The 17557-nt window shown below is 30.7% G+C and carries 11 protein-coding genes; 1 reads left to right on the top strand and 10 read right to left on the bottom strand.

The features are described 5' to 3' along the window. Window positions 1-40 precede the first annotated feature (40 nt). The 10 genes from ACJJVY_RS05010 to ACJJVY_RS04965 all read right to left on the bottom strand — a co-directional run bounded on the left by ACJJVY_RS05010 (window position 41) and on the right by ACJJVY_RS04965 (window position 14289). Window positions 41-1993, bottom strand: coding sequence for a protein-disulfide reductase DsbD family protein (locus ACJJVY_RS05010; RefSeq protein ID WP_405605802.1), 1953 nt, complete (start codon window positions 1991-1993; stop codon window positions 41-43). 19 nt (window positions 1994-2012) lie between these two features. Continuing rightward, window positions 2013-2459: a protein-disulfide reductase DsbD domain-containing protein gene (locus ACJJVY_RS05005; protein WP_405605800.1), complete on the bottom strand. Its 447-nt coding sequence runs from the start codon at window positions 2457-2459 to the stop codon at window positions 2013-2015. 109 nt (window positions 2460-2568) lie between these two features. Beyond that, window positions 2569-3477, bottom strand: coding sequence for a serine protease (locus ACJJVY_RS05000; RefSeq protein WP_405605798.1), 909 nt, complete (start codon window positions 3475-3477; stop codon window positions 2569-2571). 23 nt (window positions 3478-3500) lie between these two features. Then, complete coding sequence (locus tag ACJJVY_RS04995; protein WP_405605796.1) at window positions 3501-4862, bottom strand: TlpA family protein disulfide reductase; 1362 nt, start codon at window positions 4860-4862, stop codon at window positions 3501-3503. 197 nt (window positions 4863-5059) lie between these two features. After that, window positions 5060-6541 (bottom strand): PKD-like family lipoprotein, encoded by a 1482-nt coding sequence (locus ACJJVY_RS04990; protein WP_405605794.1) that lies wholly within the window; start codon window positions 6539-6541, stop codon window positions 5060-5062. 46 nt (window positions 6542-6587) lie between these two features. Beyond that, the gene (locus ACJJVY_RS04985) at window positions 6588-7352 is read right to left on the bottom strand and encodes a DUF4843 domain-containing protein (RefSeq protein WP_405605792.1); all 765 of its coding nucleotides are present in this window, start codon (window positions 7350-7352) and stop codon (window positions 6588-6590) included. Between the two features lie 16 nt (window positions 7353-7368). Continuing rightward, window positions 7369-8826 carry a RagB/SusD family nutrient uptake outer membrane protein gene (locus tag ACJJVY_RS04980; protein ID WP_405605790.1) on the bottom strand — a complete coding sequence of 486 codons (1458 nt, stop codon included), beginning with the start codon at window positions 8824-8826 and terminating at the stop codon, window positions 7369-7371. Window positions 8827-8842: 16 nt separating this feature from the next. Next, complete coding sequence (locus ACJJVY_RS04975) at window positions 8843-12118, bottom strand: SusC/RagA family TonB-linked outer membrane protein (RefSeq protein WP_405605788.1); 3276 nt, start codon at window positions 12116-12118, stop codon at window positions 8843-8845. A gap of 260 nt (window positions 12119-12378) precedes the next feature. Continuing rightward, entirely contained in the window at window positions 12379-13527 is a 1149-nt protein-coding gene (locus tag ACJJVY_RS04970) for a FecR family protein (protein ID WP_405605787.1), read from the bottom strand. Between the two features lie 198 nt (window positions 13528-13725). Continuing rightward, window positions 13726-14289, bottom strand: coding sequence for an RNA polymerase sigma-70 factor (locus ACJJVY_RS04965; RefSeq protein WP_405605785.1), 564 nt, complete (start codon window positions 14287-14289; stop codon window positions 13726-13728). A 453-nt stretch (window positions 14290-14742) separates the two neighbouring features. Between ACJJVY_RS04965 and ACJJVY_RS04960 the strand changes: the two genes are divergently transcribed. Then, complete coding sequence (locus tag ACJJVY_RS04960) at window positions 14743-17529, top strand: M60 family peptidase N-terminal accessory domain-containing protein (RefSeq protein ID WP_405605783.1); 2787 nt, start codon at window positions 14743-14745, stop codon at window positions 17527-17529. Window positions 17530-17557 lie beyond the last annotated feature (28 nt).

The raw sequence follows: 17557 nt of genomic DNA, 5'->3' as shown, positions 1-17557 counted from the left end.
TTTCAATTAAAAATCGGCTAAACAAAGCCAAAAGATTAAGTTATTTTTTAAAATTCGATATACCTTTTTCTAGCCAAGTATTATATTCATCTACATCTGGAGTATACCCTATAGGACTTTGTAAGTTTTCTTCATTGTGATCTATTAACACATAAAATGGTTGCGAATTGGCTTTGTATTTAATGGTTTGCATTTCACTCCACTTTTGACCAATATACTTTAACTGTTTTCCTGGTTTTAATTGAGATTCAGTTACTTCATGAACTTCTAACGGACGTTTATCATCTACATACAAAGATATTAGAACCACTTCATTCTTAAGAATATTTAAAATTTCTGGTTTAGGCCATACATTTTGTTCCATTTTTCGGCAATTAACACATGCCCAACCTGTAAAATCAATCATTACGGGTTTACCAACTTTTTTAGCATATGCTAAGCCTTTATCATAATCATTGAAAGCTAAAATATCGTGAGGTGCTAATAAATGTGCTCCATCTGGCAACCCTTCATGAGCGTTTAAAACCGAAGCTGTTCCCGTTTTTGAGTACCCTACACCATAAGGAGATTCACTATATTCTAATGGAGGTGGAAAAGCACTTATTAAATTTAATGGTGCTCCCCAAAGCCCTGGAATCATGTAAATAGTAAATGACAATACTACTAAACCTAAGCTCAATCTACCCACAGATATATGGGTTAATGGTGAATCATGAGGCAGTTGAATTTTTCCGAAAAGATAAAACGCTAAAACTCCAAAAACAGCAATCCAAATAGCTAGAAATACTTCTCGTTCTAATATATGAGCTTGAAGTACTAAATCAGCTTGTGATAAGAATTTAAATGCTAAAGCCAATTCTAAAAACCCTAAAACAACTTTTACTGTGTTTAGCCAACCACCAGATTTTGGTAACGAGTTTAGCCAACCAGGAAAGGCTGCAAACAAAGCAAAAGGTAAGGCAATGGCTAATGAAAAACCAAACATACCTATAACTGGGGCTAAACCACCTTTTGAAGCAGCTTCTACAAGTAAAGTTCCAACAATGGGACCAGTACACGAAAACGACACAATAGCAAGTGCTAATGCCATAAAAAAGATACCAATAAGTCCTCCACGATCAGCTTGAGAATCTACTTTGTTAGCCCATGAATTGGGTAACATAATTTCAAAGGCTCCTAAAAATGATAATGCAAAAACAACAAGTAATAAAAAGAAAATAATATTAAACCATACATTGGTAGCTAATGCGTTTAGAGCATCTGCACCAAAAATACCTGTTACAGCAATACCTAATAGCAAGTAAATGGCAATAATACAAATACCATAAATAATTGCGTTCTTTATTCCTGCTGCTTTTGTTTTGCTTTGTTTGGTAAAGAAACTCACCGTCATAGGAATCATAGGAAACACACACGGTGTTAGCAAGGCTGCAAATCCCGACAAGAAAGCAATAAAGAATATACCCAAAAGTCCTTGTTCTGATTCTTTAGTAGGATTAAAATCTAATGTTTGTGTTGTAACATTTTGTATAGATGTTTTTGATTTATCTAAATATTGAAATGTCAATTCAACTTCTTTAGGTGGCAAACAACGAGTATCATCACACACCATAAACTCAACAAAACCATTTATAATTGTTAGTTCTTTTTCAACAGTTATTTTTTGTTTAAAAGTAGCCGTATTTTCAAAAAATTTAATTTTCATTTCAAAAACAGAATCGTCTACTACATGGCCTTCATCTTCTAAGGTATTTCCTAAAGTTTTAAAATTCCCTTCACTGTCATCATAAATAAATGTGGTGGGTATGGGACCGCCTTCTGGAACGGTTTGCGAATATAAATGCCATTCTGTTTCTATGGCTGCTTTAGATATTAAAACATACTCGGTATCTGATAATTTCTCTACCGAAGTTGTCCATTTTACAGGATCTAAAATTTGAGAATTTCCTATGGTAAAGACTAGTAAAGTGACTAGAAGGATGATTTTTTTCATTTACGGAAGATCCTTTGAGCTATTGAATATTAAAAACTAAATCTACTTCTGTTGGAGGTAAACATCTACTATCATCACACACCATAAATTCTACAGTGGCATTTACCTTAAATGGTACTTTCTCTTTTATTAAAATGCGTTGTTTAAAAGAAGCTTTTGTTTCAAAAAACTTAATTTCCATGTTAAAAACGGGATCGTTAATAGTATGCCCAACTTCTTCCTTAGTATTACCTTTTTTTAAGAAGCTTGGGCTACTCTGGTATGAAAATATTGTAGCAATAGGACCGTTTTTAGGTACAGTTTGCGAATATAAATGCCAATTTTCTTCTATGTTAGCTATGGCTTCTAACTCATATTCTTTATCTGATATTTTTGTAACTGAGGTAGACCATTTTACTGGTTCAAAAATTTGAGCATTACCAATAGTAAAAACGAATAATGCAAGTAATAATATAAGCTTTTTCATATTTTTTGAATTTTCTATTTATTAAAGGGTTGTTATTTATCTACAACCCTTTTTAGTTTTCTTAATCTCTTTTGTTATGTTAATCTTAAAGTTTTCTAAACTCTATCTTTTAATTTTTATTTACGTAGTTATATAATACGCTTACTGGCACCACCTCTTTTACTACCATTTGTAAGTCTCCATTTCTTTTGGAACCATTTGTATAATGAGAAGATGTAGCACTTACAACACCTACTAAATCTCCATAACTATTAACAACAGGACCTCCACTAGACCCTATACCAAAATCTGCTGTTACTGACATTTTTAGCATATTATTGCTATTTTTAATATATTTTCTTGATACTATTCCTTTAGACATAGAAAAAGTTTTGTTAAAAGGATGCCCCATCACAAATACATCTTCACCTACTAGTTCTTCTTTAGCTAACTCTAAATATTTAAGTTTATCACCTCTCATATCTAATTGTAAAATGGCAATATCATTTGGTTTACTAGCAGACAAAACTTTAGAAACAGAATACACCTTACCATCATGATTAACTGCAAAAATAGCTGACGATTTTAAATTACCTTTAGCGTTAATTACATGATAATTTGTAACGATGATACCATCTTCATGTATAACAAACCCAGAAGCATAAGTTAAATGCATATTAGGACATCTATCACATAAATAAGAATCTGCTATATACAGAGTACGTTCTTTTAAATAATTATATATTTCGTTTCCAGATTTTAGTGTAGGATTACTACTTGTATGTACTAATACTTCTGATCTCTCTTCTGTTTTACTTAACTTTTGTTTTTGTATAACTTCAAAGGGAGTATATTCATTGTTGCTTAATAGCTGTTTTGCTTTTTCAATTGCATTATTAATAAAAACAGAACTGTTTTCAGCTTTATTTATTTCTACCTCAACATTATCAGTCTTGTAATCATCATGTTTACTATTAATAGCTCCACAACTAACCAAGATTAGTGCAATCAAGGTACTTTTTAAATAACTAACTCTCATTTATTTATGTTTTTTAACAGTTGTTATATACCAAGTTTATTAAATAATTGGATTAACTTCTCATCTGTAGGTCTTGGTGCATTTGCATCTATAACTTTTCCTTCGGGATCTAATAAAATGAATCTTGGAATACCAACAATGGCATAATCTCTCATAAATTGAGAGTTAATACTATTGTCAGCTAACAACTGAACACCTCCAAGCTGCTTCTCTTTAATCATAGTTCTCCACTTGTCATAATCCTTTTTTTGATCTATAGAAATACTAATAAATTCTATGTTTTTTTCATGATATTCTTTTTCTATCCTTTTTAAATCTGGTATTTGCCCTAAACAAGGTCCACACCAACTTGCCCAAATATCTATATAAACATATTTACCTTTAAAATCATCTAAAGAATTAGTTCCTCCAGCATAATTTTCATAACCATTAAACTTTGGTGAAAATTTGTATTCAGAAACTCTTTTAATGCTTTGATACATTTCAGTAATTTTAGCATTATTTTTCTTGTTAGTTGAAGCACTCATGTATGTTTCATAAAATGCATCTAACCTTTTTGTATGTGAAATACCCATACGAGCTGCTATATAAATCAACTCATTTTTAATTTTTTGATTTGATATTTCAGCATATGTTTTCATAGAAGCCAATCCTAAATCTAAAGAATCTTTTTTAACTAATTCTTTAATTTGATCTTTGTAATATTTAGTGATTAGTGTATAATAAGAACTTGAAAAAGAATAATCTTCTTCATTACTTAAATCAATTTTCTTTAGTTCTTGATCTAGTTCTTGTGAAACTTCATCAGTATTTTTATTAAAATTTTTATAACGACTTAATTGATATAAATAAGAGTGATTAAGATTTCTATTTTCCAAGGCTTTGTAATTTTCTGAAATTCCTTGCATTGTATCTAACACATAACTAAGCGTTGTTTTAATTTTTTTTGTAGTATTCATAAATTCATCCTCTTCTAACTCGTAAAAAGAGGTTACTCCAGCTCTTAACTTTCCAGATATCTTACCCTTAACTCCTAAATAAATTGTGGCTCCTGCACCTTCTCCAGAAATCTTAAAAGAAGATTTAAAATTATTTGCGTTAGCTATAACTTCAATATCATATCCATTCTCTAAATAAAGATTTATTTTATTTTCATCAGTAATTAATCTATAAAAACCTGATTTAATTTTCATTGAATCTTTAAAAGTACCATCTGAATTAACCGATAATATTTTCTTATAAGTGCGATTTGTTTTTACTAAGGTTATTTCTTTATTTTTAAGATTGTCTATTTTACCTGATAGTAAAACATAATCTAAAGATTTTTTTTGTGCGTAGGATGTAAGGCTAAAAGCCATCACCAAAATAAATAGTACTTTATTCATGTGTTTGTTTTATTGTAAATTATCTTATGTATGTTATAAAATTGTATTCGAAAAAAATTGATGAATATTTATTTATGAAAAGAATATATGTGTTTAGCTTAACAAATATGTTTTTAATTTTATTGCTTAAAGAATCAGAATACAGTTCTGTTTTATAAAAAAGGTTGATGGATATCATCAACCTTTTTTAAAATTTACTAGCGTTCTCTATAGTCTATACTTTTAATTTTACCAAATCCAGAGTAGGTAGCTTGTAATACTATTTGACCATTTACAGGAGGTACATCATATAATTCCATAGTACCCTCAGTACCATCATAACTACAAACAATTAATTGATGTTCTAATTCATCATAAACGGTAGTAGAATTAAAAAAATCATTAAACTTTATTAAAGTAATTTCTTCTGAACCTTTATCTATCATTAATTTTGTAGTTTTTAAAGAATAATCATACTGATATACTTTACCCCCAACAGCATAAAATAAATAACCATAGTTTGGACTCACAGCATAACTTGTAGCTTGGTCAAAATCTGTAGCTAGTACTTCTGCATAATAAGTTTGAGCACTTGTAGTTGCATTAAATAAAGCCAAATACTTTTTACTATTAGCAGGGTCTCTTAATATGGCAAAAATTTGAGTGCCGGCAGTATTGGTAGTAGTTGTATTAAAATCATTACCTACCATATATTCCAAATCTTTACCCGTGGTATAATTAAATCGTGTACCCGTTGGCATTACGCTTGTATTCCCAAAATTTGTTCTTACAAAACGCTTATTGGTGTTATCGTATAATATTGAATTCCCCCAAAAATTTCCTTTTCCAATTAATGTAGAAGCTTCAAACAAAACACCATCTATAGAGTTAATAGGAGCACTATATAACCAGCCAAAAAGACCAAAATAATAGTATACATCTCCATCTACAACGGCATATGACATTTTACTTCCTTTTCCTAATATATTATCAACTTCTAAATCTTCTGGTTGACTAGAAACAAATTCTCCCGAGATATTATAAGATTTATTCCACTCAAATGTATCTGGTTCTAATTTATTGGTGCCATTTCCTGTAGTGGACACATACACTCCATAAAAATCAGAGTCGTAAGGATATGTGTAAACAAACTTTGGAGTACCCGTTAATGTTAATTCTGAATCAAGCAGATCAAGAATGTCTGTTCTAACTTTAAACTCACCCTCAAATAAAGGAACCATATCCAATCGACCTTCTCCATTAATATCACTTAAAACTAACCATCCTTCGTAAATAGTATTTACTATTGTCACGACAAAACTTTGCTGAAATTCAACTCCTGTATTTAGATCTTGAACTGTATAAAAAATAGTATGTTCTCCAGGCAACAGATTTGCAGGGGTTAATAAATTTTTTTCAAGTGATAAAGTGGTTAGTTTATTTCCTCCAGAACCATCAGCTCCGTAGGCTTGCCATTTATAAGTATAGGCGTCCTCATTATCTTCTCCTAGAGAACTCACTAGTTTAGGAGTAATATTAAAATTATAAAACCTATTCACAGTATAGGTTTCTTCTATACCTCCAAATTCTATTTCGTTTATTTCTGTATATTCATAGTTTCCTACATCTTCAAGACAAGAAGACATCAAAGCGCAGGTAAAAAGCACTAAAACAAGTTGTATTTTTATTTTTTTAAACATTTTATATTCATTTAAATTAAATAATAAATTAATTATGCATTAGGTCCTATCCTAAGACCATTTCTGTTCCATCTTCTTCTAAAACGGGTGTACCTGCGTTTCTTTGAGCTTCTAAATACGCTCTAAATATATCGACCTGAGCCCAAAAGGTTGCCCAATCAAATGAAACACTATAATCTGGCAAAGGCATTTCGTTTACTTCTGCAAATAAATAGAATTTTTTTACCGAAAAAGGACCTATATATCTTTCTAGTTGATACCATATATCAGGTTCAGTTAAAATGTCTGAAACTGTTATTTCAAATTCTGAATAGCTTAAAACTCTATCAGAATTATAACTTACTTCTTCACCATATAGATCTACTTTAAAATTTTCATTTTCTAACAATTGAAGTTTTAAAGTTAGCACCTCGTCTTTCATATCGTCTGTTCTATTAAAAGTCACAGGTATGTAACCAACATATGCATTTGCAGGTATCATTATATCCTCTGCAATAGTGTAATGAATGCCTTTTTGAGCTGTAGATTCATCCATTACTTTTACGGTAACAGATCGGTCTGTATCACTCATAAATCCTTGGGCTTTTAAAGGAACTGATATTAAAGAACTCGTTACTTCTGATGGCAATTCATAAGCAAAAGTATAAGCAATACTATCGGTTTTTTGCGTAGCAGATCCTCTTCCGTCTATTGCCCATCTAAAATATACAACTTCGTTACCGTTAAAGATTGCAATTTTTTCTTCTTCACAAGCTGTCATAACTAAAGCTATGACAAATAATGTCATTATTATTTTTATATAATTTTTCATAAAATAAATTTTATTGTTAACGATAATCTGTTTCTGACTCAGGGAACGGAATCACATAGTTATTAGTACCCATCGTTATATTTCCTGTAGCTTCAGAGCCATTAGGAATACTTAACACATTATTTCTTTTATAATAAAAGAATAACTGCCCCTCTCCATAAAATTCTTTTTGATATTCCTTTTGAATTTCATTCTGGATATCTACAGTTGAAGCCAAGTCTCCTAATCCTCTATTATAGCGCACGGTATTTAAGTAATCTATAGCTATTGCTGGATCTGCTTCCGTTTCTGCGGCTATATAATACATTTCACTTATTCTAATTAAAGGCTGTCTATAGCGAAACTCTTTACCACTGCTTTCTACGTCTGCATATTTATAAAAGGTTCTGTAGGCTTTTTCACCAGTAGGCGGTATTATCCATGTAGAAATATAGCGGTAGTCATTTTGATTTCCTTCAAAAACATTGGTCAAACTACTCTCTAAGGGAACTAGAATAGTAATATCACTTAAAGAACTACCAAATAAAACATCTTGTAGGTTGTATAAATTATTATTCTGAATTGCAAATAGCACTTCTGAAGAAAACGTACGGTCTGGGTCTGCACCAGCTGAAATTACTTCCGAAGGAGTCGTCCATTCAAACCACTGTGAAGCTTCTTCAATAACCACTTTTGATGCCGCTAAGGCAGCTTCTTTGTTTCCTGCATATAAATTAACCCTAGCTTGTAAAGCTTTTACAGCATAATAGTTTAATCTTAGATTTCTAAATCTGTAAAAATCTGTTCCATTGTAACCAGTAACGTCATCTTCTTCTTGATATACGCTTACTTTTCCATACGCTCTTACAGGGTCGTTTTCTAATAATTGTTCAGCCATTACTAAATCAGCCAAAATTTTAGTGATAACTTCTGTTGCAGGCAGGACTGGGTTTAGACTAGCTTCAACACCCGTATTGTACGGTATAGCGTCATTAGAAGGACTCACACTGTAAATAGGACCATACAATCTTAATAAATCAAAATGATGCATAGCTCTTAACCCCAAAGCTTCTCCTTTTAAAATATTTTCTTTTTCTTCAGAAATTACATCTTTATATATTTCTAAACTTCCAATAAAATTATTGATGCTTAGAATGTTACTATAAAGGTTTGTCCATATCGCATCAAAAGTGTTTTTAACAGTAGTATTTTCATACGTGTAATTTCCATAATAGTAATATTTATAGCTATCTCCTGAAGCACTATAACGTTGTCCTAAAAGTTCTACAGTACTTAATGTTAAATTACTACCATACGTACTATTACTTGTCATATTAGAATAAATACCGTTTAAAGCAGTTTGTATTCCGTTTTCTGAGGTGAAAACATCTTCTTCTAAATATTTATCTTCTGGTTGCACATCTAAATAATCGTTACAAGAAACCATTAAGATGCAAGCAAAAATTCCTATAGTATTTTTTAAGTATTTTTTCATTGTCTTGATTTTTATATTAAAAAGAAGCATTTAAACTAAATGAAACCGCGCGTGCAAAAGGGTAGTTAATACCTCTTTCTGTTTTAATAGTAGATATGCGGAATATTTCATTCATATAAGCATTAAGCCTTACTCTGCTTAAACCCATTTGACGTACCCATGGTTTATTTTTAAATTCGTAACCAAAGTTTATAGACTCTCCAATAATCACATTTTCTTCTTGAATAAAACGTGAAGAAAGTGGCGTAGTACTAAAATCGGCAATGGATTTAAATCCTGAAATATCACCTGGAGTAATCCATCTATCCGTTAAAGCTCTTACGTCTTGGTTTTGTATTCTCTGAGTTTCGCTAATATTTTCTACTTTATTATACAATGCGGTATTCAAAACATCGCCCCCAAAACGGTAACGTAAGTTAACACCCATTGTAAAGTTTTTTATACGTAGGTTACTACTAATAATACCTTCTACAGTTGGTCTAGAATTACCCATTACTTTTTCATCATTAGAATCATATTCATAGGTTGGCGTTCCTTCTTCTGTTAAAAACACTTCTAAACCATTTGCAGGATCAATTCCAAGAGATTCTACAGTCCATAAATCATCAGGACTATAACCATCACGATACCTAAGTAAGGACTGACTTGCCAACGCATCTTCATTTAAAGATTCTAAGGTTGCGTTAAAACCACCATATTCACTTTTAATGGCACTTGCAGTAACACCAAGGGTCCAAATTACTTGTTGGTTAAGTTTATAAATTGGAGAAAACTTAATAATAGCTTCAAGTCCTTTGGTATTCATATTTCCTGCATTTATAGGATAGTCAACAATACCTGTTGATGAAGGAAGATCTATACGTACTATTAATGGATCCGTATCCTTACTAAAGGCATTTAAAGTTGTATGTAATCTATTGTTAAAAAAAGTACCATCTATACCAACACTTGTTTGTAAAGTGTTTTGCCATTGTAAATCTGGATTGGCTAGGATTGATAAATCTGTTGCTTGTCCAAAAATATTTACATCTTGAATAAATCCATAAATAGATACTGAAGATAAATTTCCAAAACCTTGATTTCCTGTAGACCCAACATTTCCTCTTAACTTAAGTTGTGAAACTTTTCCTGGATCCATATTAAGTGCATTATTTAAATTAATACCTCCTCCTATAGCCCAGAAAGGAGAATATCTTTCATTAGATCCAAAAACGGTTGATCCATCTAAACGATATGTAGCATCAAAAAGTAAGGTTCTATCAAAATCGTAATTAACACTCGCTAATACGTTAACTCTTCTATAGTTACTGTTTATTGCACTTGGGTTTGAATCTGGGTAACTATAAGCAAAAGAAGGATTTCCGCTAGTTCCAGAAGGATAACCAATAGCTGAGAAACTAATTCTTTTATTATCTGTTTCTTCAATTTCACCTCTTAAGTTAGCTGTAAGAGTATGCTTTTCTTTGAATAAGTTAGCATAAGACACCATCATATTCAATTTATAACTAAACATATCAGTTCGCTGATTGGTGTAAGCCCCTCTTTCTAAAATAGTTGTATTTCTAAAACTACTATGCTCTGGTTGTAAAAAAGTTTCTAATGTTGTAATGCTTTTATTTAACTGTAAATTAGACTGTATTCTAAATTTGCTGTTTAAAGTCCAAATAGCGCGCAAGTTGTTTGTAATCTGTAAATTACGAGTGTTATCTAGTGAGTTTAATGATCCATTGTACAATGGGTTTACAATGGCAGTTCCATAATAATCGTCAATATCTAAATACTTTGTAATATTCCCTTCTTCATCAGTCTTTTTAAAATAAGGATTTGCTGTTGCAAAATTTGAAAATGAACCATAAGGAGAGTCATTTGCATCGTATCCATTTATGTATAAATTATTAGATATATTTAGTTTATCTTTTCTGTATCGTAGGTTAAAGTTAGCACCCCAGGTTTCACGGTCTGACCCTTTCATGACACCTTGTAAACTTTTATAATTTAAACCAACTCCGAATGTCACAGCGTCACCACCTCCGCTGGCATATAAAGAATGACTTAAAGTAGATCCAACTCGTACAGGTTCATTTAACCAATAAGTATCCACGCCTCTTTTAATTTCTGCTAAAGTTGCATTGTATTGTTTGTCTAATTTAAATTGATTAAGAACAGAACTGGTATTCCAAAGTCCTGACAACCTTTCATATTCTAATTTCTGAGTAGAATTCATCAAATTATAATCACTTAAATCTGGCATTTCAACTCTAAAATCTGCATTGTAAGTTACTTGCAATTTACCACTAGTAGGTCTTAGTGTTTCAACAACAATAACACCATTAGCTGCTTTTGCTCCATATAACGCTGTAGAGGATGCATCTTTTAATATGGTAATAGATGCTACGCGATTCATATCTAAATCGGTAATAACTCTTAAGGTTGTTTCAAAACCATCTAAAATAAATAATGGTTGGTTAGGATTTGCTCCAAACTCATCTGCTAAACCGTCTGTAGACAAACTAGTTTTTCCACGAACTTCAATATCTGAAAGTTGATTGGGGTCTGAACCTAAAATATTATTTTCAACAATTATAAAAGATGGGTCTAATGTTTTTAAACTTTCTATTATATTTGAATTTCCAATTACTTTTAGATCTTCTGTTGTTACAGTAGTTGTAGCTCCTGTAAAACTTTTTTTATCTCTTTTAACGATACCTGTTATCACTACTTCATCTAGTTCACTAATATTAGCAACCAATTGAACGTTTATTTTTTTGTTTCCATTAACAAGAACTTCTTTTTTTACAAAACCTATATAACTAAAAACAAGTGTATCCGTGTCTTTAGATTTGATAGAATACTTTCCTTCAAAATCTGTAGTAACACCTCTTTTGGATCCTTTTATCATTACTGTTACACCAGGTAAAGGTATTTCACCTTCATCTGTAACGTATCCTCTAACTACATGCACCTGTTCTTGAACAGATCTAGTATTATTACTTTTCACTAGAATCGTATTATTTTTTGCAAACTCATAAATAAATTTCCCATTAGACAGGGTTTTATTTAAAAGCTCTTTTACATTAATAATACCTTTTTCTAAAGATATTTTTGGATAGTTTTCGAACAAATCTGCTCTGTAAATAAACGTGTAATCTGTTTGTTTTTTAATCAATTTAAAGACTTCATCAACAGAAGCAATCTGATTTTTTTCTATGTTAATTTTAGCGTTTTGAGAAAATCCCTCGATAGAAGACAAACTAAAAATCGATAAGGAAAAAAGAAAAATAAATAGTTTCATAATTTGTAATAAAAACCTTTTTAAACAAAATAAAGGAGGTTTTTTAATGTTTCTTTTCATAAATTTGCGTATTGGTTAATTAATCAGTGTTCAAGGGATATTACTAGCTTGAGACGTTATGTTTTATCCCTTTTTTATTTAATTACGATATTAATTTTATATGTTATATCATGTCTTTTTTAATAGTTTTTAAAACCGACTATAGATCAGTGTTCAAGGGGGGGATTACTAGCTTGAGACGTTATGTTTTACCCCCTTTTTTATTTAATTATAATATTATTTTTTTTAATTTCATATGTCATATTATTTGTGGTTTTAATAATTTCTAAAATATAATCTATAGACTGGTTTTTACTTATCACACCAGTAAATCCTATTTTTTTCATTTCTTCATTGGTGATGTGGATGTCTATATTGTACCATCGTTCAAGCACTTTCATAATGTCTTCTAATGGTTTATTGGTAAAACTAAACTCTCCAGTTCGCCAAGAAACTTCATCATCTAGTTCTACTTCATAAATTTCAAAATCACTATTATCTTGTGATAACTTCGATTGCTCTCCAGGATTAAGGATACGTTTATTAATACTATTACTTACAGATACTTTACCTTCAACTAAAGTGGTTAAAATCTCTGTTTCATTTCTATAGGCTTTAACATTAAACATAGTCCCTAGTACGGTTATATGCTGTTCGTTTGTTTTTAAAAAAAAAGCATCACCATTATGTTGTGTACTTTTAGTAACCTCAAAATAGGCTTCACCATAGACTAACTCTACTTCTCTTGGTTTTCCTTTAACAAAACTTACAGGATATTTTAATTTAGATTCTGAATTTATCCAGACTTTTGTACCATCTGATAATTCAACAAAAAATTGCCCGCCTCTAGGTATTGTTAAATAATTGTAAACAACCTTTTCGTTAATTTTCTCTGCTTTATTATATAATAATGATTGACCATTGGAGGAAAGTTTCTTTGAATGATAATCGGTTTCCTTATCAAGAATAATATTGGTTCCGTCTTCTAAGGTCAATGTTGCTTTGTTTGTACCTATTTGTATATTTAGAGGAGCTTCAACACTGGCATCTACAGCCAAAATTTGTTTATATAAACTACCTAAAGCAATACATGCAACTAAGGATGCTGCAACGGCGTATTTAAAAATATTTCTTTTATAAAAAGGAATAACTTTTACAGGAACTTCTGTTTCTATAGCTTCTAAAATATTAAAAAGCATTTTATTCTTTATCATACTTTCAGAGCCCAACTCTTCAACCCATTCGTGCGATTTTTGAAAGCTTTCATAATAGTTTACAAGCTTTTTTACTTCTTCAATCGAAATTTTAGAATCAAGATATTTTTCAATAAGGAACTTAAATTCTTGATTATATTTTTGATTGTTTTCCATATGATGTTATTAAGAAATAAGTGTATATATCCAGTAAGTGTATAAAAAGACATCTACCCCCTAAAAGAAAATCAATTATTTACATATTTTGATAAGAAAAATATTCAAAATAGGTTGAAAAAGAAGCATTATAGTTGTCAGAATAACCAAATTAATGATTAAAATGCAAATTTTTAAAACGGAAGTTATATACTAATTTTAACGGTGTACAAAAAGAGCTATAAATAAAGCTGTCCCTAAAGACGTACGAAGAACACGAAGGGCATTTGTAATATGGTTTTCAACAGTTTTAATAGAAATACCCAGTTTTTCGGCTATTTCTTTATGGCTTAGATGCTCATTTCTACTAAGTTGGTAAACTTTTTTACATTTATCGGGTAAGCTTGCTACAATTAATTTAATTTGTATTTCTAGCTCATCATGCATCATTTTGGTTTCAGGAGTTGAATATTGTAAACGTCTATCTATGTCCTCAAACAATTCAACTCTTATAATTTTATTCTTTCTAAATTCAGCAAAAACCTTATATCTTACACAAGCATAGAGATAACTTTTTAAAGATACTTTAATTTCGAGTTCTTTTTGTTTATTCCATAAGTCTATAAAGACATCTTGAATAATTTCTTCACACACTTCTTTATCTTTCAATAAATTATAGGAAGAAATATAAAGAACCTTCCAATATGTATCATACAACACAGTTAAGGCTCTTTTATCTCCATTCTTTATACCTTGTAAAATATCTTTATCAGAATGATACATGATTTTAAAGTTAAATTTTTGCTAACTTACATTAAATAAATAACCTTATACACTAAAAATAAAAAGAAATAATAAAACCTTAAACTTTTTACAAATCAACAAATTCTAATCCGTTTTTTTTTAAAGAGGCAAAAATGAAAGTGTTTTTTTGCTGCCCAAAGACAGTCCAAAGCTAAAATTAGTTAATACTCTAACCCAAACAGCTTTCTTGTTTTAAATAGAAAATTCAACAGCACATTCCAGTAAAAAAAGAGTAATAACTTCTTCTGTACTTAATATTTTAAAGGCTATTGTAAAGTTATTGTTAAAATAACACACTATTATGTTAAAAAACTATAGGTGTTATCCTTGTAATTAACGTAATATTGTTTCCTAGTAATTATGGTATAGCTTGAGACTTTCTATAATCAGTTGTTTTATAACAAAAACAACAGTCTTAATATACACTTAATTATGCAAAAAAAATCATGGGTTAAACAACTCTTAATATTGCACTTCTTTGCAATAGCAACAACATCATCAATTTTCGCTCATAGCTTATCTTTTGAAAAATCGAATGGCACTTCAGGTACCTTTAATCGAATTGAAGCCTCTTTAATTGGTGTCACCGATTATGTTTCTACAGATACCGTAGAGTTAATAGATCAATTAAACAAAGTTAAAAACCATATTTCAGGTACATCAACATTATCAACAGCAGAATTCCAGTCCATAAGTAATACCATTAATACAGATTACGTCTTATTTGCAGATAATGTTGACGTTATAAAAACAGCATTAGAAGTCATTGAATTGTATGAGTCTAACATGGGGGCTTTATTTACAACAGGCAGCACAACTTTAGGAGGGTTCTCTAGAACTGCAACTGGTTTCGACTTAGAGAACATGATGCTTCTCATTATGCAATCTGTTTTAGATTATTCTTATACAGAATCTAATATTACAACTTACCCCGAAGTATTTAACAACAAGTTGTTTGAAACATCTTCTTTTTTTCCTGGAGCCGTAGCACAACCAACTGATCCTTCAGTAAATTATACTATTAAAATTAATGGATCTCACATAAGAAAGTCAGGAACACAAGCTAATTACGTAACAGAAGATGCTAGAAGACCAACTGGTTGTTATTTAGCACCAGGAAGTATTGCTAAAGTAACGGTTCCTTCTTCCTTAGTTGGTATTGGTGCCTCTATATTAGTAGGTGCTCAAACATGGGATTTAACTAATAAATCGACCATTAAAAGAATGGATCGTGTAACAAAAAAGTACGAAATAAACAACACAACTATTACCATTGCAAATCCTTTAGGAGGTGGTATTTATATCAACATACCTTATTTTAGTGATTATGACGTTATTGATATCACGCTAGAAAATGTAGTCCGTTCACCTTATTATGCTAATACAGTAGCTAATAAAACAAGTTTAAGTGATTGGCAAAATATTGAAAGATTGCGTGCGGCACCTTGGACAGATTTTGAAACAGATAAAATAATGATTCAAGTGCCAACATCTTGGATATATGCTTATGATGACCCTGAAACGGTTTTCAAAGATTGGGATATGGCTATGGATGGAATTTCAGAGCTTTTAGGTCGACCTCTAATCAGATCTAAAACCGTAGTTTATGCGCAAGTAGATGTTATTGCAAGAGGAAGCGCTAACTTTCCTGGATACCCACAATCCAATGTTGCATACAATCCTTATACAGATTATAAAGGAAACCACGATAACTATTTAATAAACGGACCAAGAAATGAACGAGGTTATCTAATAAATATCTTTTTCCACGAACAAGGTCATGCAGAAAAAATATATAAATTTAATGGAGAAATAGAATCGTTTGTAAATTTCTTATGGGTTCCTATTTATAACAAAAAATTTGGTATTGAATTAAATCAAGCATTTGAAGATTCATTTGCTGCTTACGGACTACATCATTCTATTGAGGAAGCTGCTATTAGTTGGATGATTACTGAAAATTTTAGAGAAGGCAATCCAATGAGCACTACAACTGGAGAGAATCGTCAAGAATTCTCATATCAACCAAGGGGTCATGCTAAATATGCTGATTTAGTTAGACTTTTTGATTGGGAAGCTTTAGAGACTTTTTATGCTAATACCAGTGAAAGTTATGAAAATGGAATTATAAATTATGATAGCAATGTAAATTCAGTCCCTACAGATGATAGATTATTAAGAATGTCTCAAGCTGCTGGTTATGATTTACGACCTCTAATTCATTTCTGGGGTATTCAACCAAATGACCCTAGTAGTTTAGCAACTCAAATAGCTAATAGTGATTTAAAAAAATCTACTGCAATTTATGATCAATTATCATTTTATAAAACCATAGTCCCTATGAATAACCAAGCTTTTAGAGACTTTGGATTAGAAGACTATGGTGAAAATCAAATTTTAAATAGTACATATTACGATCATGTATCACAGAGTTATACCAAAGGTTTCTTTAAAAAATGGTGGGATTCTTATGGAACAATAGAAGCAGAAGCTACTGTAAATGAAATACAGAATATTATAGATTTGTATTTCCCTGAAGGGAGACCCGAAGAATATGAAAGTTCTTGTGTTGAAGTCACACCTACATCTGTAGAGGCAAGCTACGCTGCAAATGCAGAAAACACACTAGATAACCAACCCAACACTGCATGGGTTTCTCAAGGTGACGGACAATACCTACTCTATGATTTAGGAAGTCTTTATGATATTTGTAATTTAGAAATAAGTTTTCAAAATAAACAAACAAGGTTCAATTACTTCGATATAGAAGTCTCTAGAGACAACCAAACCTTTTTAGCTGTAAAACAAGGCTTATCAAGCACCAAAACAGATGATTATTATGATGCTTATTCTATATCTAGAAAAGCACGTTATGTTAAAATTATTTGTCGAGGAAATGAAGTTGATGATTCAAATGCAATTAGTGAAGTGAAAATTTATTCTAATAGCGAATCCCTTTCGGTAGATGATGATATTATAACAGACACAAACAGCATTTCTATATTTCCGATTCCAACCGAAAATGTTTTAAATATTAGTGGATTAACTTCTGAAAATACCAAAATCGAAATTTACGATATAAAAGGTTCTATAATTAAAACAGAATACATCAATCCAAATTCTTTTATTGATACTTCAAGTTTAATTTCAGGTATGTACTTTATTAAAATAAAGTTATCTAATACAAGTGTAGTCAAAAAGTTTTTAATTACACGTTAGTTAATTCAATAAAGTCAAACCCCGTTAC

The organism is Polaribacter sp. Asnod1-A03, from assembly GCF_045063585.1.
Lineage (GTDB): Bacteria > Bacteroidota > Bacteroidia > Flavobacteriales > Flavobacteriaceae > Polaribacter.
Note: the sequence above shows the minus strand (reverse complement) of the source record. Positions and strands in the feature narration are given on the sequence as shown.

What these genes read in the sequence shown, in the direction of transcription:
- ACJJVY_RS05010 (WP_405605802.1), bottom strand. Translation starts at nt 1,993, where the DNA reads ATGAAAAAAATCATCCTTCTAGTCACTTTACTAGTCTTTACCATAGGA.
- ACJJVY_RS05005 (WP_405605800.1), bottom strand. Translation starts at nt 2,459, where the DNA reads ATGAAAAAGCTTATATTATTACTTGCATTATTCGTTTTTACTATTGGT.
- ACJJVY_RS05000 (WP_405605798.1), bottom strand. Translation starts at nt 3,477, where the DNA reads ATGAGAGTTAGTTATTTAAAAAGTACCTTGATTGCACTAATCTTGGTT.
- ACJJVY_RS04995 (WP_405605796.1), bottom strand. Translation starts at nt 4,862, where the DNA reads ATGAATAAAGTACTATTTATTTTGGTGATGGCTTTTAGCCTTACATCC.
- ACJJVY_RS04990 (WP_405605794.1), bottom strand. Translation starts at nt 6,541, where the DNA reads ATGTTTAAAAAAATAAAAATACAACTTGTTTTAGTGCTTTTTACCTGC.
- ACJJVY_RS04985 (WP_405605792.1), bottom strand. Translation starts at nt 7,352, where the DNA reads ATGAAAAATTATATAAAAATAATAATGACATTATTTGTCATAGCTTTA.
- ACJJVY_RS04980 (WP_405605790.1), bottom strand. Translation starts at nt 8,826, where the DNA reads ATGAAAAAATACTTAAAAAATACTATAGGAATTTTTGCTTGCATCTTA.
- ACJJVY_RS04975 (WP_405605788.1), bottom strand. Translation starts at nt 12,118, where the DNA reads ATGAAACTATTTATTTTTCTTTTTTCCTTATCGATTTTTAGTTTGTCT.
- ACJJVY_RS04970 (WP_405605787.1), bottom strand. Translation starts at nt 13,527, where the DNA reads ATGGAAAACAATCAAAAATATAATCAAGAATTTAAGTTCCTTATTGAA.
- ACJJVY_RS04965 (WP_405605785.1), bottom strand. Translation starts at nt 14,289, where the DNA reads ATGTATCATTCTGATAAAGATATTTTACAAGGTATAAAGAATGGAGAT.
- ACJJVY_RS04960 (WP_405605783.1), top strand. Translation starts at nt 14,743, where the DNA reads ATGCAAAAAAAATCATGGGTTAAACAACTCTTAATATTGCACTTCTTT.